Origin of the sequence: Chitinophaga oryziterrae (assembly GCF_009758125.1) — a bacterium.
Classification (GTDB): domain Bacteria; phylum Bacteroidota; class Bacteroidia; order Chitinophagales; family Chitinophagaceae; genus Chitinophaga; species Chitinophaga oryziterrae.
Map to the genome: position 1 here is coordinate 352,812 of NZ_WRXO01000005.1, position 18,560 is coordinate 371,371.

An 18,560-nucleotide genomic window follows, 5' to 3' on the forward strand; every position below is an offset into this window, starting at 1 on the left:
ACTATGGGATTAATAAGTATAAAAGAAAAGGGTGCGGCGGTTATCGCTGCACCCTCTTAGTATTTATAACATTGCTTTCACCTGGCTGATCACCTGATCCAGCTGTCCGGCTTCCTGGCCACCAGCAGTAGCGAATGATTTCTGGCCACCGCCGCCACCTTTGATGATAGAGGCAATCTTTTCCTTGATGATTTTAGTTGCATCCAGTCCTTTTTCTGCCACAAGATTATCAGAGATCATGAGTGCTACACTGGCTTTACCGCCTACATTAGCTGCAAAGATGAACACATGATTACTGATCTCGTTCTTCAGGGTGGTGCAGAGTTGTTTCAGTCCATCGGCACTACTTACTTCTACTATCTTTCCTAAGAAGTTAATGCCATTGATTTGTTCTACCTGTGATTTAAGACTGGCAGACAGTTGTTTTAACTTCTCCTGTTCCAGCAGTTCCAGTTGTTTTTCGAGGGTCGCTTTATCCTGTAAAAGTGTTTCTATTGCTTTAGCCGGTTCTTTCGGATTCTTGAGCACCGCTTTTACGTCTTTCAGCTGCTGGAGTTCATTATTTACAAAGGAAAGTGCATTGTTGCCGGTAACTGCTTCAATACGGCGCACACCCGCGGCAACTGCGCTTTCGGAAGTGAATTTGAAGAGTCCCAGTTCGCCTGTGGCCGCGATATGCGTACCACCGCAAAGTTCTACTGAGTAGGCAGGGTCCATTACTACCACACGTACCACATCCCCGTATTTTTCACCGAACAATGCCATTGCGCCCAGTTTCAGGGCTTCTTCTTTAGGCAGTTCTTTAATTACTACAGGAATATTAGCACGGATCTTTTCGTTAACGATATCCTCTATTTTAGCCAGTTCTTCATCAGTTACTTTTGCAAAATGAGAGAAGTCAAAGCGCAGATAAGCTGTATTTACCAGGGAGCCTTTCTGTGCCACATGTGTACCCAATACCTGGCGTAGTGCTGCGTGCAGCAGATGGGTAGCAGAGTGATTCAGCGCTGTAAGCTGACGTTTTTCCCTGTCGATCACCGCTGATACGGTTCCGGTAATGGTGGCCGGCAGTTTATCTACAAAGTGAACGATCAGGTCGTTTTCTTTTTTTGTATCGGTTACGGTGATAGCTTCACCATTAAAGTTGATCACACCGGTATCACCTATCTGTCCACCGCTTTCAGCATAGAAAGGAGTCTGAGCCAGAACCAGCTGGTATTGCTCTTTGCCTTTGGACTTGATTTTACGGTATTTGGTAACATGCGTTTCTGTACCGAAAAGTTCATAACCTATGAATTTGGTAGCTGGTGTTTCATCCAGTACTGTCCAGTCGTCAGTATCCAGTTCTGTAGCTGCACGGGAACGGTCTTTCTGTTCTTTGAGTGCTGCATTGAAACCTTCTTTATCAACCGTAAAGCCATTTTCAGAAGCAATCAGTTCTGTGAGGTCAATGGGGAAGCCGTAGGTATCGTTGAGTTCGAAGGCAGCGCGGCCATCAATGGATTTTTGTTTGGCATTGCCCATGAAATCTTCAATACGGCGGATTCCGCTATCGAGGGTGCGTAAGAAGCTGCTTTCTTCTTCAAACACTACTTTTTTCACAAAGTCTACCTGTTGCAGTAGTTCAGGGAACACATTAGCGAACTGTTGAGCCAGTACGGGCACCAGTTCGTGCAGCAAAGGTTTTTTCTGTTCCAGGAAGGAGAAATAATAGCGGACAGCACGGCGGAGGATACGACGAATTACATATCCTGCACCTGTGTTGGCAGGCAGTTGTCCGTCTGCGATAGTGAAGCAGATAGCGCGGATATGGTCTGCAATTACGCGGAAGGCCACGTCCTGTTTGCTGTCTGTACGGCCATAAGTGTGTCCGGTGAGCTGTTCGGTACTGTGGATGGTGCCCATGAACACATCAGTGTCATAGTTGGAGGATTTACCCTGCATCACCCTTACCAGGCGTTCGAAGCCCATCCCGGTATCCACGTGCTGAGCCGGGAGCGGCTCCAGACTACCATCTTTAAGACGGTTGAACTGCATGAATACGTTGTTCCAGATCTCAATTACCTGCGGATCGTCCGCATTTACCAGTTTGCCGCCATCTGACAGTGCTCTCTCGGTATCAGGACGGCAGTCTACATGGATTTCAGAGCATGGACCGCATGGGCCGGTATCTCCCATTTCCCAGAAATTATCCTTCTTATTACCCAGCAGGATACGGTCTTCGGCGATATGCTGTTTCCAGAAGTTATATGCTTCTTCATCCTTGGGCAGCCCTTCTTTAGCGTCTCCTTCGAAGACGGTTACATACAGGCGGTCCTTTGGGATTTTGTAAATTTCTGTTAATAATTCCCAGCTCCAGGCGATGGCTTCCTCTTTAAAGTAGTCACCAAAGCTCCAGTTTCCCAGCATCTCGAACATGGTATGATGGTAGGTATCGATACCCACTTCTTCCAGGTCATTATGTTTACCGCTAACGCGCAGGCATTTTTGTGTGTCTGCCACCCTTTTCCAGGCTGGTGCCCTGTTCCCGAGGAAATAGTCTTTGAACTGATTCATCCCCGCGTTGGTAAACAACAGGGTAGGATCGTTCTTAACCACGATGGGAGCAGAAGGTACGATGTGGTGACCTTTGGATGTAAAAAAGTCCAGGAATTGCTGACGAATCTCGGGTGCAGTCATAAGTATTTGAAATAATTGATATGTATTATAATTTTGTGTCAACTAAATGACTTTAATTTGTATTTTAAGCCAACTTGTGGTATTTAGAAAATTGACATTCAAAAGATTGCCCTTTTACTTTAATTCCATTAGGTTTGCACACCCCCGTTTTAAGGCGGGAGGAGTGCAAAAATATTGAAAAAGTCTATAAACCCTCATCCATACGTGTATAACCCTATGAAAAATAAAACACAAGGACTTACGTTAGGTTGTAGTTCTGCTTAAATGCATAAGCCCGGTACATGAAGAAGGTTAAATACTTTTATAATACACAAACACTTAAATATGAGAAGCTCGTAGTATCGCTACGGGTAAAAGTACTTCGTATTCTAGGGTTTATTTCGGCGGCGATCGTTACAGGGTTTATCTTCCTGTCTGTTTCTTATCGTGTGCTGGATTCGCCAAAAGAAAAGTCTCTGAGGAGAGAAGTCGAGATCATGAGTGAGCGATATGAGGCTATGCAGGGCCGGATGAATGAGGTGAAATCCCAGTTAGCAGAACTGGAACATCGTGATAATGAGATCTATAGAGTCATATTTGAGGCATCCCCTATCCCGGACAGTACAAGGGCTGGTAAATCGGAGAAAGAGGAAGAACTGACCCAGTTGCAGTCATTTTCCAGTAGTGAGATCATTGCGAGCACAGGTGTATTGTTAAAGGAGCTGATCCACAGGATACAGGTGCAGGGGAAATCTTATGAGAAGATAGATGACCTGGTGAAGAACAAGCAGAAGATGCTGGCTTCTATCCCGGCTATACAACCGGTGTCCAATAAGGACCTGAAGCGTATTGCATCCGGGTTCGGGTATCGTATCGATCCAATTTATAAAACCGTAAAATATCACTCGGGGCTTGACTTTGCCGCTCCTGCGGGCACCCCGATATATGCGACCGGAGACGGTGTTGTGGAAGATGCGAGTATGAGTGATGTGGGGTACGGCAACCATGTATTAATCAATCATGGCTATGGTTACAAGACATTGTACGGCCATATGCTGAAGATTAAAGTGAAGGACGGACAGACGCTGAAACGTGGGGATGTTGTTGGTTGGGTAGGTAGTACCGGTAAATCTACAGGTCCGCACTGTCACTATGAGGTAAGTAAAAACGGGGAAAAAGTTGATCCAGTATATTTCTTCTTTAATGATCTGTCGCCAGAAGAGTTTGACCGTATGCTGAAGATTGCCCGCTCGGGTAACCAGTCTTTCGATTAAATTTTTTGTAATTTGGTAAAATAAAAGTTGTTAGTTCCGGGATAATAGTTTGTTTTCCAAGGACTAAATAACGGATATTTGCCATATTGTAACTGCTAATGATGCAACAGCTGGATCTTTTTTCTTCATCGGAGCCATCTCCTCCTCCTGTACCTGAAAAGGAAACAGAGAAAGTGGCTGCAATCCCCCCCCAGATAGTGGAGGAGGATGAACCGCGGGTGAAAATTCAGATCCAGTTACCACCAGATACTCCTCCTCCTGTGTCTGTAACAGGAACATCCGTTACTTCGTCACAACCACCTCTGAAAAAACGCGGGCGTAAATCTCTGAAAGAGGTAGCAGACGATCCTGACCTTATCAAGACACTGGATGCTGTATCCTTAGACAAACAATATTATTCCATTAGTGAAGTAGCTACGATGTTTAAAGTAAATACATCGCTGATACGCTATTGGGAGAATGAATTTGATATATTGCAGCCCAAAAAGAACCGAAAAGGTGATCGTTTATTCCGCCAGGAAGACATTCACCACCTGAAACTTATCTATCACCTGTTGCGTGAAAGGAAGTATACCATTGAAGGAGCCAAGCAAAAACTAAAGGAAGACAGGAAATTAGCAGCCCGTAATTTCGAAATGGTACAAGCTTTGCTTAAGGTGAAGGGGTTTTTATCAGAACTGAAGGAACAATTATAAAAATAAATTATGCGATTGAAATCATTATTACTGGGAGGTGGCCTGCTGCTGTCTACCCTGTCATGGGCACAAAGTACCACCAGCATAGCTTCTAATGGAAAGAAAGTATTGAAAGGCAAGATTGAGATGAAGACATTGATGAATGATAGTGCCTTTGCCTGGTTTTATTCCGGCGTGAATAAGTATCAGCCAAATGAGAGTATGCTGAATTATGTAAAAGATAATCGTGGTAAGTTTAATGTAGTAGCAGTGGTAGGTACCTGGGATGATGCCAGTCGCCATGCATTACCTGCATTATATAAAGTGATGATATTGGCTGGTAGCCCTGATGAACAGATCCTCACTTATGGTGCTGATGAAAAATTACAGACGAATGCTTCACAGGATTATAAAGTGAAGAAGCTTCCTGTATTTATTATGTTCCGTGAAGGAAAGGAAATAGGCCGTATTAATTCGGATGAAGAAGATACAGTGGAATCCGCTATGGCGAAGATCCTGCTGAAAGCAAACAGGAAAGAAAAAGAATAAAAGACGCGAAACTTATTTATTGGAACCTGGCTCTTTAAAGGAGCCAGGTTTTTTTATGTCTATTTCTCGTTGATCTCTATTTTGGTGCTGGACAATTTCGCACCACGGGTTTCCAGTGCCTTGATCACAGCCAGGTTTACATCACCACGCAGTGCATTATATTGTACTCCTTCAATGACGTAGGTCATGTAAATGATCTGTATCACATAGGTATCTTTAGTAAAGTCGTGCAGGTTCACTACAAATCCCTCCAGTATTTTTTCATTTCCTTTGAGGATATCTTTTATATCCTGTAATACCTGGATAAGGCTTGCTGCCGGGGTATCTCCGGCTACTTCCAGGCGCATGTCCACACGTTGCTGTGTGCGCAGGGAAAGGTTGTCAAGAATGGTATCTACCATCTTTTTATTAGGAACTGTTACGTACGTTTTTTCTTTTGTACGGATGCGGGTACTGCGTAATCCAATCTTTTCCACACTTCCCTGATAATTATCTACTTTAACTGTATCGCCTACGCGGAAAGGTTTGTCGAAGAAGATGATAAAAGAGCCGATCAGATTTTCTATGCTCTCTTTAGCAGCCAATGCAAGGGCTGCCGCACCTATTCCAAGACCCGCGATAATTTTGTTCACGAGTACCGCCCCGAAGATGATCCTGATGAAAGCGACTGCACCAAAAATGAATACGAGTGCTTTGAAGAAATCCCGGAAGAATACAATGAACTGGTTATCTGTGATATCATGTGCGATATCTGTTCCCCTGCTGATCATGAGGGTAACGAAGTCTATTGCACGCAATACGATCCATATTACACAGAGGGTAAGTGTAAGGTTTAATGCAGTAGAGAGGATACCTTTTAAGGTGAAATCATTATATACTTTGACATTGAGTTCGGGCGGAAAGTTGAGATGGTCCGCTGTGAGCATGAACGCGATAAGTAACAGGAAATATTCCAGCGGCTGTAACAGCAGATGTGAAAATTCCTGTTGCTGGATATCCGGTACCCAGTGCTTTACCTCTTTGAACAGCAGATTAGCTATTCCCTGAGAGAGGTAACGCTTGATCATGGACACGAACAGCAATACAATTGCCAGGATAAAATAGCTTTGAATAGAGTTGCCAAGGATAATCCGGTCTAAAAAATTAGTCATAGTCTGTGGTGCATTCTGAACTGCGAAATTATATAATCCTTTTACTATCTATGTCATCTATTACAACAACGCCCGGGCGTTTCCCCTTTTCAAAGCTGCCATATAAATCTGCAATACCCAATGCCATGGCCCCGTTTAAAGTCGCCCACTGAAGTATTTCACTCAGTGGAATAGCAGGAAAATGTTTCCGGATGGTCTTTATCTCTTCCCAGATGGATAGCTTATGATTGGATGCCAGGCTGTCTGTTCCCAGGGTGATAGTGCAGCCCTGGCTGCGGAGTAGTGGTATATCCGGGAGACGGTTTTCTATATAGAGGTTGGCCTGAGGGCATAGACACCAATAGGCCTGCAGAGCATTGTCTTTTGTGAATTGGATATCTGATGCCTGTGTAAAGGTATTATGCACCAGTATCAGCGGGAGTTCTCTGAACCAGGGTAACCAGGCAGGCAGACTGTTAGTCCCTGTGGGCTGAAATGCGGTGGCATCCATCCCGAAATGCTCATAAAAACGAAGGAAATCACCTGTTTTATCCCGGTAAAGGGTATTTTCTGCTTCAGATTCCTGGTTATGGATGCTGACAGGCGTATTATCCGGTGTGGCGGACAATAGTGCAAACAGGTCCGCACTTACAGAGTAAGGTGCATGGGGAACGATGGAACAGGGTAATCCTGCTTCCCGGAATTGTTCCAGTACTCCCTTGCTATATTCATAGCGGTTTTGTGCAAAAGTGGGAACAAACCCCATGCATTCTACAAAGGAGTGATAATATAAGGTGGATTCTTTCTTTTGTTGAAGAGAGGCGGTGCCATTGCATATATCTCCTACAGCAGCTATACCGCTCTGCCACATGGCCATTTCAGCATTCGCCATTGCTATTGCCTGAGCATCAGGGTCCTGCTGGCCTCTTTTTTCCATTACGCTGGTAAGGAAGGCCGGGAGACCGGTACCTTCGGCTATTAGACCTGCCATATGGGATAATTCCAGGTGGCAATGCGTATTTACGAAGCCCGGACAGAGAATTCCGTTCACTTGCCGTACATTATCTCCGGCCTCGCTTTCTGGTATGATATCCTGTACTATACCCTTATCAGACAAGACAAGTACCATATTTCCCGGTAGCAGTTCCTGCCCTGTAAATATTGCCGTTCCCTTAAATTTAGCAAGTTGGACCATATACTTGTAACGAATTATGTTAATTGGTGTTAATTTTGCAAACCTGTTTAAGCAGCCGTACTGTTTAAACATCCATCAAAGATAATTATGATAGATAAACTAGAAGCTATAAAAGGCCGGTTTGATCAAGTATCTCTTGCATTGACCAATCCGGAAATAGTGCGCGATAATAAGCAGTTCAGCAAGCTGAGTAAAGAATACCGGCAGCTGGAGAAGATCGTAAAGTCGTACGACAGTTATATGAAAGTGCTTGACAGTATAGCTTTCAATAAGGAAGTGCTGGAAAGTGGAGATGAAGAAATGAGGGAGCTGGCAAAAGAAGAAACTGAGGAACTGGCTCAGCAGAAGATAGATCTGGAAGAGTCTATCCGTAACCTGCTGATTCCTAAAGATCCTCAGGATGAGAAAAATGCGCAGCTGGAAATCCGTGGAGGAACAGGAGGAGACGAGGCCGCGATCTTTGCGGGAGACCTTTTGCGCATGTATATGCGTTATTTTGAGAACAAAGGATGGAGTTTTAGCGTTATGAACGAAACACCTGGAAGTGCAGGTGGGTTTAAAGAAGTTGTGCTGGAAGTAACCGGAGATGATGTGTACGGCACACTCAAGTTTGAATCAGGGGTACATAGGGTACAGCGTGTACCGGCTACAGAGACTGCCGGTCGTGTGCATACATCAGCGGCGACAGTAGCAGTATTGCCGGAGGCGGAAGAAGTGGATGTGGATGTAAGGGACGCCGATATTAAGATGGATACTTTCCGTTCATCAGGTGCGGGTGGACAGCACGTAAATAAAACGGAGTCTGCGGTACGTTTAACGCATATTCCTACCGGTGTGGTGGTAGAGTGCCAGGAAGGCCGTAGCCAGCACTCCAACAGGGATATCGCTATGAAGATGCTGCGGTCACGTATATATGAAGCCGCAGTGCGCAAACATGAAGAAGCGATCGCTTCCCAGCGTAAAAGTCTGGTGTCTACAGGTGACCGCTCCGCAAAGATCCGCACATATAATTATCCACAGGGTCGTGTAACTGATCACCGTATTGGAATGACTGTTTATAACCTGGATGCTTTTATGAACGGAGATATACAGGATATGATCCAGGCGCTGCAGTTTGCGGAAAATGCGGAGAAAATGAAGATGGGCAGTTAAAACTGGCAACATATTTGTCTATCCTCTGTTAATTATCATTTATCAGACATTTAATTAAAATACATAAGATGAGAAGAATTAATCCTATAGTAGCTATTTTACTGTGTGCAACAACATTATTTAGCTGTAAGACCTGGCAAAGTATGGACAATACCAAAAAAGGCGCTGCCATAGGTGTTGGCGGTGGAGCTGCAACTGGCGCTATCATTGGGCGTGCAGCAGGTAATACTGCTCTTGGCGCTATCATTGGTGCTGCTGTAGGTGGTACCGCTGGTGTACTGATTGGTAAGAAAATGGACAAACAGGCCCAGGAAATAAAAACAGAAGTACCGAATGCTACAGTAGAACGTGTAGGTGAAGGTATCAATGTAACCTTTAACTCAGGCGTACTGTTTGGTTTTGATAAATCAGATCTTACCCCTACTGCACAGACTAACATTAAGCAACTGGCAACCATTCTGAATAAGTATCCTGATACTTATGTACGTGTGGAAGGTCATACAGATACTACAGGTACAGATGCGTATAACAATGCATTATCTGAAAGACGTGCAACAGCAGTTGCTAATTACCTGAAAGCTCAGGGTGTTGCTGCCAGCCGTGTACAGACGTTCTGGTATGGTTCTAAACAACCGGTAGTACCTAATAATTCTGATGCTAACAAGGCTAAGAACCGTCGGGTAGAGTTCTCTATCTATGCAAATGATAAGATGAAGTCTGAAGCGAAGCAGCAGGCGCAATAATTAAAGACACGCTTGTATCAATATAAAAAGCCCTCACGTCCCAGACGTGAGGGCTTTTTTATTTATCTGTTATATTTTTTTCAACCACCATTTCCTGATCAGCTTAAAAGCCAGGATACCAGCTACTGCACCAATTGTATCTGCTGCTACATCAGCCATATCAAAGGTGCGCTGGATAGCAAAATATTTCTGGATATATTCGATTGCCAGGCCATAAAAGGCAGCAGAAATTGCAAAGAAAGTGAGCGTCAACTTAGAGATATATCCGTGCTGACGATAATAACCAATACATAATAACAGTACCGTACATCCGAATAATCCCAGGTGTACGATCTTATCCATATGGATCTTTTCAAAGACCGGAGACTTAGGAAGATCGTTCCCCGGAAGAGTGCAGAGAACTAATACTAATAATATCCAAAAAATAGCTGGTGCGTAAAATCTTAAATTCCTGATTGCCGGCACGTTCGTCAGTTTTGATGATGGGGTATAAAATTAAGGTTATAAAGTTATTACTAACCTTATAACCTTAGCGGGCATACCCTTTTTAACCTTTTATTAATAATTTCCTGCGTAGTGATTACTCACCCACCAGCGACTGATAAGCAGCAGCATCCAGTAATGCAGCTACATCTGCAGGATTATTTACAGTCATTTTTATCATCCAGCCTTCACCATAAGGTTCCTGGTTTACCAGCTCAGGAGAGCCATCCAGGACCGGATTGATTTCATTAACAGTACCGGCTACCGGTAAAAACAGGTCAGAAACTGTCTTTACTGCTTCTACAGTACCAAATACTTCTTCTGCGCCCAGAGTCTTTCCTACAGTAGGAATATCTACAAATACGATATCACCTAATTCGCGTTGTGCAAATTCAGTAATACCAATGGTAGCAATGTTACCTTCTAATAAAACCCATTCATGGTCTTTGGTGTAACGCAGATTTGATGGAAAATTCATGGCAAGTTTGATTTTGAGCCGTAAAAGTAAGGAAATTCCAAATTACAATGTCTGTGTCAGAAGAAAAGGAACTTGTGTATCAACTTAATTTTCATGGGAACATCTGTTAACGGACGATCATTCTGATCTGTTTTCAGTGTTGCTATCTTATCAATGACGTCCATTCCTTTTATTACCTGCCCGAATACAGTATAGTTCTGGTCCAGTTGTGGAGTGCCACCCTCTTTCTTGTAGATCTCCCGCTGGTCCATGGGGATTTTCCTGCCCAGGCGGTTTTTCTCCAGTTTGTCCAGTTCTGCATCTGTCCACTTTTTGCCCTGTACAATATAAAACTGGCATCCTGAACTGGCTTTGGCAGGATTATCATCCCTTGCGGCGGCCAGGGCGCCTTTTATATGGAACAGGTCCAGCTGCAACTCCGCCGGGATAGTATACCCGTTATCCCCTTCACCTAATGCTGTTCCTGATTGGGCATGCTTAGAGGTTGGGTCACCACCCTGAATCATAAACGTACTAATGACCCGGTGAAAGAGGGTGCTGTCGTAGAAATGAGTCTTTGTGAGCTTAATGAAGTTATCCCGGTGTTTTGGTGTCTGATCATAAAGAAGGATGATCATGGTGCCATAGGGCGTGATCAGTTTTACTTTACGATGTCTGGCCATGGCACTGGTAGTGGAAAACAGCAGGAGTAAAAGGAGTACATGTTTTTTCATGGGGTGGTCATTTATTAGAGTCCCTCAAGGTCATCAAAATAAGCGATAATATGCTCCTTCAAAAATCTCTCCTGTTCCATCATCCCCATTTTGGGAACCGGTTGTACTTCTTTAAAATGTGGCCAGCCATCGGGGTCGAATCCTTCCGGTTCATAATAACCGCTCTGGCTTAACAGGGTACAGGTGGCCACATGCATGAGGTCCTGTTTCTGTTCTTTAGTGAATTTGGTTTTGGCATGCGCCAATTCCTGGATACCTATTAAAAAGAGGATGGCCTCCATATTTGGTTTTTTACCAAAACGTTCCGTAAGCATATCCTCCAAACGCTTCCATTGCTGTGCGAATTCGTCCTGCATCTTGTGAAGATTTTTAATTATGAGTTCCCTGTCAGGGAGTTAGGAGTGCAAATGTACGTTATAAAAAAAGATGATATAAATGTGACGGGGCTTTATTAATTTGGTGCCGCCATATACTGATGAGAACCGTAGAGAGGAATTATTGACACAGATGTTTGATAGCCAGATAGTAACTCGTAAATTGTCATTCGTAATTGGATAATTAACAGCATTTTAACGGCCTACAATGCCAATTGCCGCAGGGTTTTCCCGGCGGAATGTTTACTTTAGCTAACTTGAAAATAATATATAAGCATGGAGAATACATCGACTGATATCCGTCAACTGAATGAAAAGATCCACCAGGCCAGCGCATTTGTAGACCTGTTGAACCTTGAACTAAGTAAGGTGATCGTAGGCCAGCGCTACATGGTAGACAGATTGCTTATTGGTCTGCTTGCACAGGGCCACGTACTGCTGGAAGGTGTTCCCGGTCTGGCTAAGACGCTATCTATCAAATCTTTATCGTCTGCTATTAATGCTAAATTCAGCCGTATCCAGTTTACCCCTGACCTGTTACCAGCCGACGTGGTTGGTACCATGATCTACAACCAGCAAAAGAACGAGTTCGTAGTACGCCGTGGTCCTATCTTCGCCAACTTTATCCTGGCGGATGAGATCAACCGTGCCCCGGCCAAAGTGCAGAGTGCCTTACTGGAAGCCATGCAGGAAAGGCAGATCACTATCGGTGATACTACTTTCAAGCTGGATGATCCGTTCCTGGTACTGGCTACCCAGAACCCGATAGAACAGGAAGGTACCTATACCCTGCCTGAAGCACAGGTAGACCGTTTTATGCTGAAAGTGGTGATCGGTTATCCTACTAAAGAGGAAGAGCTGCACATCATCCGTCAGAACCTGAACCCGCAGAATACTGCCAAGATCAACCCGGTTATTCAACCTGCAGACATCCTGGAAGCGCGTAAGCTGGTAAGGGAAGTATACATGGACGAAAAAATCGAACGCTATATCCTTGATATCGTTTTTGCTACCCGTAATCCTGAAGATTATAAACTGCAGAAACTGAAACCACTGATTTCTTATGGTGGATCACCAAGGGCAAGTATTAACCTGGCATTAGCTGCGAAGGCATATGCTTTCATGAAACGCCGCGGATATGTAATTCCTGAAGACGTACGCAGCATCTGTTTTGATGTAATGCGTCACCGTGTGGGTCTTACCTACGAAGCAGAAGCGGAGAATGTAACAAGCGAAAACATTTTAAGCGAGATCCTGAACGCAGTAGAAGTACCATAGTCATTATTCATAACTCATTTAATTATTTACTGGTGGATACCGCAGAAATACTTAAAAAGGTACGGCAGATAGAGATCAAGTCGAAGGGCCTCTCTAACCACATCTTCTCTGGTGAATATCACAGCGCTTTCAAAGGCCGTGGTATGTCGTTCAGTGAAGTGAGGGAATATCAGTTTGGGGATGATGTAAGGGCTATCGACTGGAATGTAACGGCGCGGTTCAATCATCCCTATATTAAAATATTTGAAGAAGAACGTGAACAGACGATGATGTTGCTGGTGGATGTGAGTGAAAGCTCCATCTTCGGTACCGTTAAACAGAACAAGCGCAGTATGATCACTGAACTGTGTGCTGTACTCGCCTTTTCTGCTATTACGAATAATGATAAAGTAGGTGTGATCTTTTTTAGCGATGGTGTAGAGAAATACATCCCGCCTAAAAAAGGTAAATCACATATCCTGTTCATTATCCGTGAATTGCTGTCTTTTACGCCTACGCGTAAAGGGACTAATATCAAAGACACACTTCGCTTTTTTAATAATGCTACCAAGAAGAAAGCCATCGTATTCCTGTTGAGCGATTTCCTGGCAGGCAGCTACCAGGATGCACTGAACATTGCTTCCAAGAAGCATGATATGGTGGGTGTACATATCTATGATCAGCGTGATAAAGATCTGCCTGCTGTAGGTCTGATCCAGATGAGTGATGCAGAAACCGGTACACGCCAGTGGGTAGATTCTTCAGATAAGCAGGTGCAACAATATTATGCCCAGCAGTTTCAGCAACATGTACAATATTGCCGTAACTCATTTATGAAGAGCGGTGCGGAACTTCTCAGTATACGCACGGATGAAGATTATGTAAAAGCATTACAAGTCTTTTTCAAGAACAGGGCCTAAGACTAAGTACTAACATGGGTAAACAGATTATTTTTTTATTCGCATTGCTGGGATTATTATCTCCTTTATCATCACTGGCCCAGCAATCCAGGGTGGAAGTAAATGCCAAAGCTGATACCGATAAGATACGTATAGGCGAACAGGTAAAATTACGTTTGTCTGCTACTGTAGAACAACCAACCGGATTAACAGTTGTATTTCCCCAGGTGCCTGATTCATTGAGTCACTGGGAAGTAGTAACCCGTTCAAAGATTGATACAGCAGGTGATAACAATAAAAAGATCTTCAGTCAGACGCTTACTATTACAAGTTTTGATTCTGGTCACTGGGACATTCCTGCATTCAGATTTGATGTAGTACAAAATGCAGGGGGCGCCACTGATTCTGCTTTCACCGGTCCTTTGGGAATTGATGTAGGCACGATCACGGTAGATACTACCAAGGCTTTTAAACCTATTAAAGCAGTAAGGACCGTTGGCTGGAACTTCTGGGATTACTGGCTGTATTTTGCAATAGGTATCACCGTAATTATTATCGGAATAGGCCTGTTTGTATATTTCCGCAGCAAACCTAAGAAGGAAGTAGTTAAACCTGTAGTACCTCTTATTGCTCCTTATGAGGCTGCGTTACAACAACTGCAGCATTTAAGGGGAGAGAAGATATGGCAGCAGGGAGATGTTAAACAATATTATACACGATTAACAGATATCCTGCGTGCTTACTTTGAGCAGCAATTTAATATCCCTGCACTGGAACAAACCAGTGAGGAACTGTTACAGCATATTAAACCTGTTACGATACTGAACCAGCAGCGCGACAAACTACGCAGCCTTTTAACGGTAGCGGACCTTGCCAAGTTTGCAAAGTTACATCCATCACCGGATGAACATGAAGCTGCGATACAGCAGGCAATTGAAATTGTGGAATGGACGAAACCTGCGGCAGCGAAAGCACCGGAAACAGTAAAAGAAGAAATAAAGCAGCCTTAAAAAATGGACTTTTCGATCTGGAAAAATATTGAGTTTGCCTACCCGGCCTTTTTCGGGTTACTGTTACTGATACCTTTGATGATATACTGGTATGTCGCAAAGCAGCAGCGGAAGCAGCCGGCTATGGAAATGTCGTCATTAGAGGGATTGAAAGGATTGCCCGTTTCGTGGAAAGTGCAGCTACGTCCTGTGCTGTTTGTGTTACGTTTACTGGCGTTTGCCGCGCTGGTAGTTGCATTGGCAAGGCCACAAACCAGCAACACATCTGAGAGTATAGATAGTGAAGGTATAGACATTGTACTGGCCATAGATATCTCCGGTAGTATGCTGGCGGAAGATCTGCAACCCAACAGGCTGGATGCCGCCAAGAATGTGGCAATGGATTTCGTGGACCGCCGTATCAGCGATCGTATCGGATTGGTCATATTTTCAGGAGAAAGCTTTACGCAATGCCCTATCACGACTGATCATGGGGTGCTTAAAAACCAGATCATGCAGGTGAAGAGCGGGATGCTGCAGGATGGTACCGCTATCGGTATGGGACTGGCTACTTCTGTAGACCGCCTGCGCAGCAGCAAGGCAAAGAGTAAAGTGATCATCCTGCTGACGGATGGTGTGAATAATACAGGATTGATAGATCCGTTGACTGCACTTGAAATCAGTAAAGCATTTAAGATAAGAGTATACACTATTGGTGTAGGTACTATCGGTAAAGCTCCTTTCCCGATGACAATGCCTGATGGTAGTATACAGATGCAGATGCAGGATGTGCAGCTGGATGAACCACTGATGAAGAAAGTATCTTCAGAAACAGGCGGTAAATACTTCAGGGCTACCAATAATAAAGACCTGCAAAACATCTATGCTGAAATTGATAAGCTGGAGAAAACCAAAGTAGAGATCACTTCCTACAAACGTTATGCAGAACATTTCTTCCCGTTTGCGATGCTGGCCCTGGCTTGTATCCTGCTGGAAGTAGTGCTGCGGTATACAGCTTTCAGGAGTTTACCATAAAACGACATTTCCGGTTATCGTCTAACGATAACCGGAAATGTTATTTAATCACCTATTGAAAGGATGGTATCTTTATGTTTCAACAAATCAGATATGAACAACCTTTCAAAAAGCGGAGAAGATATTAATTTAAAAACTGGTAAGCACTTTGTCATTATTGATGTTCTTTACGTAGAGGATATTAGGAAGGAAATGGGGAATTTAGATCTATCAAATCTTTACAAAGAAATCAAGGATAAAATATTTCCATTTGCGTATGCCCCATTTTCAAGATTTTTAAATAAAAAGCCAATATTCCCAATCTCTGCTATTAAAGATGGAAGAGATGAAATAGGCGTAAATAAGGATAACCCGCTGTTTTTTTCCTCTGATACTGGTACTCTCATTTTTATTGCTGAAGATTACTTCACTGATTTCATTTCCATCTGTGATTATGATGAAATAATAGAGGCTGTTATTCCTCCATATAAGAGATCGTTCTGGGATTCCATCACATCAAGATATCCGGCCGGGGATATTGCACTTGTGGCATCGCCAGGATTAAATTCCGGATATGAACTTGTTGGAGGAGGGGCGTATAAAATTGTATTATAAAAGAAGTTAAATAAAAGTATGGGAAGTAAAAGATGAAGGCAGCAGAAAAAAAAGAGGCAATCGATTTTATTTTTAAAAAAGTAATGATTTATTATACTTATTTATCGAATAAGTATAAGGGTATTCCTTTCTACGATCAAATGAAAGAAATTGCAGAGGGTGCTGTTGAGCGTGGTAATTTAACATCACTCAGATACATAAGTAAAGATCTTGATGGATGGATGAAAGATATGGAGGAAGAGGATGTGACAAAAATCAGGGACTTACTTATACAAAACTTAGGGGCAGCAGTTTTTTCGGATGAGAAAAAAGAGACAAAAACGCTAGACCGGATAAGAAAAAAGGGCGCTATTAAAAATAGTAAAGAATATGCGATAGTACTTAGTCGAGTTGAAAGTATTTGCATGGATGAAGCAAGGAAGAGTGAGGTCGAAGGATTAAATACCTTACTAAGCGATTTTCTCCATATGGTGGATACGAAGAAGGCGGATATATAAAACTTTGGAATAGTAAGAGTAAATAATAGCGTTTACCTACCTTTACACCCATTAATTAAAAGAGAATTTGCAAGCAACTATCTACAGATCAACGGGCAGCTGGTACACCGCTAAAACAACTAACGGAGAAATATTCCAGGCCCGTATTAAGGGGTTATTGAAAAGGGATGGGGATATTACATCTACCAATCCTATTGCTGTGGGCGATATAGTAGAGATAGTCGTGGAAGACGGGGATGCGAATGCAAAGAACGCGATGATTACGGAGATAGCTGAAAGGCGTAATTATATTGTACGCAGCTCCCCCCACCGGAAAAACCAGAAACATATAGTGGCGGCTAACCTGGACCAGGCCATGCTGATCTGTACGCTGAAAGAACCCCGCACTTCCAATGGGTTTATGGACCGTTTCCTGGTGACCGCGGCGGCTTATCATATTCCGGTAACGCTGGTATTCAATAAGAAAGATATTTACAAAGAGAAGGAGTTAGACAGATTCGCAGAACTGGCGGCCGTGTATGAAGACATTGGGTATACCGTATGTCTTGTCTCTGCTACTACAGGTGAAGGTGTGGATGAGCTGAGCGCTTCCATGAAGAATAAGACTACACTGATGTCCGGGCATTCCGGTGTAGGCAAATCATCCCTGATAAACAGGCTGTTGCCGGGGCTGGACCTGCGGACGACTGCGGTAAGCGGCTGGAGCGGTAAAGGGTTACACACTACTACGTATGCTGAAATGCAGGACCTGCCAAATGGAGGAAAACTGATAGATACTCCCGGAGTACGGGAATTCGGGGTGATAGATATTCCTAAAACGGAGCTGTCGCATTATTTCCTGGAAATGCAGGCATATCTTAATGATTGTCAGTTTAATAACTGTTTGCATATCAATGAGCCCGGCTGTGCGGTGAAAGCGGCAGTAGAAGCAGGCGAAATCAATATGGAACGATATATAAGCTACGCGACCATCCTCGAAACGATAGAGGAGAAATCCTATTAATGCCTTTTCCTCGATTTGCCAGCCATTTCGTCCAGCACTTTCTCTGCTCCCCAATTCTGGCGGGGCGTAGGACACCCGGTTTTTCTTGTGCGGCAAGCGCCTGCACCTGTTAATGTAACTACTAACAGCAGTAGTAATAATTTACGCATAGGTATTGATAATCAGGTAATTAAAATACTCTGCCATTCATCTGGCGGGAAGATGATCTGTTCTGCTTTACGTTTTTACCTGTATAGTAATTGCTGCTGGGGCAACCTTTTTGCTCAGAAGCGCAGCTCATAGCAAGGATGCTGGCAGCTGCCATTAAGAATAGTAACTTCTTCATAGGGTAAGGGTATATTTAAATGCAAGATAATTAAAATATGTTACTCCTCCTTAAACCAACCGGAGTACATCAGGTAATTGTCTGCAATGCGGTTAATTTCCCCATTGATCAGTGATTCGTTAATATTCTTCACCTTTTTGGCAGGAACGCCGGCATAGATGGCGCCTGCCTCTACCTGTGTATTTTCCAGCACTACTGCTCCTGCTGCAATGATGGTATTGCTGCCAATATGCACGTTATCCATTACAATGGCACCCATACCTATCAGTACATTATCTTCCACTGTACAGCCGTGTACAATGGCATTATGGCCTATCGATACATTATTGCCGATGATCGTTTTCGTTTTCTGGTACGTACAGTGAATGACCGCGCCGTCCTGTACATTCACCTTATTACCCATCCGGATGCTGTTCACATCCCCTCTTATTACTGCATTAAACCATACGCTGCAGGAATCTCCCATCACTACATCTCCTACAATTGTTGCGTTGGGAGCAACGAAGCAGTCGTTTCCCATAACAGGCAAAATTCCCTT

Annotated in this window: 22 protein-coding genes; 12 read left to right on the forward strand and 10 right to left on the reverse strand. The window is 43.6% G+C overall.

Annotated features, from left to right (window positions below; translation table 11 throughout):
- Positions 1-63: 63 nt before the first annotated feature.
- Positions 64-2,679, reverse strand: coding sequence for an alanine--tRNA ligase (gene alaS, locus GO495_RS19060; RefSeq protein ID WP_157301308.1), 2,616 nt, complete (start codon positions 2,677-2,679; stop codon positions 64-66).
- A gap of 281 nt (positions 2,680-2,960) precedes the next feature.
- On the opposite strand from alaS, the gene GO495_RS19065 reads away from it, so the two are divergent.
- The 3 genes from GO495_RS19065 to GO495_RS19075 all read left to right on the forward strand — a co-directional run bounded on the left by GO495_RS19065 (position 2,961) and on the right by GO495_RS19075 (position 5,155).
- The gene (locus GO495_RS19065) at positions 2,961-3,932 is read left to right on the forward strand and encodes a M23 family metallopeptidase (RefSeq protein WP_157301309.1); all 972 of its coding nucleotides are present in this window, start codon (positions 2,961-2,963) and stop codon (positions 3,930-3,932) included.
- Positions 3,933-4,030: 98 nt separating this feature from the next.
- A complete protein-coding gene (locus tag GO495_RS19070; protein WP_240915265.1) occupies positions 4,031-4,627 on the forward strand; it encodes a MerR family transcriptional regulator in 597 nt (198 codons plus the stop codon).
- A gap of 9 nt (positions 4,628-4,636) precedes the next feature.
- Positions 4,637-5,155, forward strand: coding sequence for a hypothetical protein (locus GO495_RS19075; protein WP_157301310.1), 519 nt, complete (start codon positions 4,637-4,639; stop codon positions 5,153-5,155).
- 59 nt (positions 5,156-5,214) lie between these two features.
- Here GO495_RS19075 and GO495_RS19080 read toward each other — a convergent pair whose 3' ends face one another.
- Together GO495_RS19080 and GO495_RS19085 are read right to left on the reverse strand one after the other, a co-directional pair.
- The gene (locus GO495_RS19080; RefSeq protein ID WP_157301311.1) at positions 5,215-6,306 is read right to left on the reverse strand and encodes a mechanosensitive ion channel family protein; all 1,092 of its coding nucleotides are present in this window, start codon (positions 6,304-6,306) and stop codon (positions 5,215-5,217) included.
- A gap of 28 nt (positions 6,307-6,334) precedes the next feature.
- Entirely contained in the window at positions 6,335-7,480 is a 1,146-nt protein-coding gene (locus tag GO495_RS19085) for an amidohydrolase family protein (protein WP_157301312.1), read from the reverse strand.
- Positions 7,481-7,567: 87 nt separating this feature from the next.
- Here GO495_RS19085 and prfA point away from each other — a divergent pair, with 87 nt between their 5' ends.
- Together prfA and GO495_RS19095 are read left to right on the forward strand one after the other, a co-directional pair.
- A complete protein-coding gene (prfA, locus tag GO495_RS19090; RefSeq protein ID WP_157301313.1) occupies positions 7,568-8,632 on the forward strand; it encodes a peptide chain release factor 1 in 1,065 nt (354 codons plus the stop codon).
- 68 nt (positions 8,633-8,700) lie between these two features.
- Positions 8,701-9,375 carry a YiaD family glycine zipper/OmpA-like lipoprotein gene (locus GO495_RS19095; RefSeq protein WP_157301314.1) on the forward strand — a complete coding sequence of 225 codons (675 nt, stop codon included), beginning with the start codon at positions 8,701-8,703 and terminating at the stop codon, positions 9,373-9,375.
- A gap of 69 nt (positions 9,376-9,444) precedes the next feature.
- Here the strand turns inward: GO495_RS19095 and GO495_RS19100 are convergent, their stop codons facing one another.
- The 4 genes from GO495_RS19100 to GO495_RS19115 all read right to left on the reverse strand — a co-directional run bounded on the left by GO495_RS19100 (position 9,445) and on the right by GO495_RS19115 (position 11,405).
- On the reverse strand, positions 9,445-9,717 hold the full coding sequence (locus GO495_RS19100) for a VanZ family protein (RefSeq protein WP_157301315.1): 273 nt from the start codon (positions 9,715-9,717) through the stop codon (positions 9,445-9,447).
- Between the two features lie 238 nt (positions 9,718-9,955).
- Positions 9,956-10,336 (reverse strand): glycine cleavage system protein GcvH, encoded by a 381-nt coding sequence (gene gcvH, locus GO495_RS19105; RefSeq protein ID WP_157301316.1) that lies wholly within the window; start codon positions 10,334-10,336, stop codon positions 9,956-9,958.
- Between the two features lie 56 nt (positions 10,337-10,392).
- On the reverse strand, positions 10,393-11,049 hold the full coding sequence (locus GO495_RS19110) for a peptidylprolyl isomerase (RefSeq protein ID WP_157301317.1): 657 nt from the start codon (positions 11,047-11,049) through the stop codon (positions 10,393-10,395).
- A gap of 14 nt (positions 11,050-11,063) precedes the next feature.
- Positions 11,064-11,405 (reverse strand): hypothetical protein, encoded by a 342-nt coding sequence (locus GO495_RS19115; protein WP_089781123.1) that lies wholly within the window; start codon positions 11,403-11,405, stop codon positions 11,064-11,066.
- A 294-nt stretch (positions 11,406-11,699) separates the two neighbouring features.
- Between GO495_RS19115 and GO495_RS19120 the strand changes: the two genes are divergently transcribed.
- The 7 genes from GO495_RS19120 (at position 11,700) to rsgA (ending at position 17,697) form a co-directional block, all read left to right on the forward strand.
- Positions 11,700-12,701 carry an AAA family ATPase gene (locus GO495_RS19120; protein ID WP_157301318.1) on the forward strand — a complete coding sequence of 334 codons (1,002 nt, stop codon included), beginning with the start codon at positions 11,700-11,702 and terminating at the stop codon, positions 12,699-12,701.
- A 32-nt stretch (positions 12,702-12,733) separates the two neighbouring features.
- Positions 12,734-13,600, forward strand: a complete 867-nt coding sequence (locus tag GO495_RS19125) for a DUF58 domain-containing protein (protein ID WP_089781119.1) — start codon at positions 12,734-12,736, stop codon at positions 13,598-13,600.
- Positions 13,601-13,614: 14 nt separating this feature from the next.
- Positions 13,615-14,589 (forward strand): hypothetical protein, encoded by a 975-nt coding sequence (locus GO495_RS19130; protein ID WP_157301319.1) that lies wholly within the window; start codon positions 13,615-13,617, stop codon positions 14,587-14,589.
- Between the two features lie 3 nt (positions 14,590-14,592).
- Complete coding sequence (locus GO495_RS19135; protein ID WP_157301320.1) at positions 14,593-15,603, forward strand: vWA domain-containing protein; 1,011 nt, start codon at positions 14,593-14,595, stop codon at positions 15,601-15,603.
- Positions 15,604-15,696: 93 nt separating this feature from the next.
- Positions 15,697-16,197 (forward strand): hypothetical protein, encoded by a 501-nt coding sequence (locus tag GO495_RS19140; RefSeq protein ID WP_157301321.1) that lies wholly within the window; start codon positions 15,697-15,699, stop codon positions 16,195-16,197.
- Between the two features lie 32 nt (positions 16,198-16,229).
- Positions 16,230-16,694, forward strand: coding sequence for a hypothetical protein (locus tag GO495_RS19145; RefSeq protein WP_157301322.1), 465 nt, complete (start codon positions 16,230-16,232; stop codon positions 16,692-16,694).
- Positions 16,695-16,761: 67 nt separating this feature from the next.
- On the forward strand, positions 16,762-17,697 hold the full coding sequence (rsgA, locus tag GO495_RS19150) for a ribosome small subunit-dependent GTPase A (RefSeq protein ID WP_157301323.1): 936 nt from the start codon (positions 16,762-16,764) through the stop codon (positions 17,695-17,697).
- On the opposite strand, the gene GO495_RS19155 is transcribed toward rsgA, so the two are convergent.
- From GO495_RS19155 to GO495_RS19165, 3 genes are read right to left on the reverse strand one after another with little or no spacing between them, the layout of a single operon-like run.
- Positions 17,694-17,846, reverse strand: coding sequence for a hypothetical protein (locus tag GO495_RS19155; protein ID WP_157301324.1), 153 nt, complete (start codon positions 17,844-17,846; stop codon positions 17,694-17,696). The two genes, rsgA and GO495_RS19155, sit on opposite strands and share 4 nt — an antisense overlap.
- Before the next feature lie 20 nt (positions 17,847-17,866).
- Complete coding sequence (locus tag GO495_RS19160) at positions 17,867-18,022, reverse strand: hypothetical protein (protein ID WP_157301325.1); 156 nt, start codon at positions 18,020-18,022, stop codon at positions 17,867-17,869.
- A 40-nt stretch (positions 18,023-18,062) separates the two neighbouring features.
- Complete coding sequence (locus GO495_RS19165) at positions 18,063-18,542, reverse strand: gamma carbonic anhydrase family protein (RefSeq protein WP_240915266.1); 480 nt, start codon at positions 18,540-18,542, stop codon at positions 18,063-18,065.
- Between the last annotated feature and the right edge of the window lie 18 nt (positions 18,543-18,560).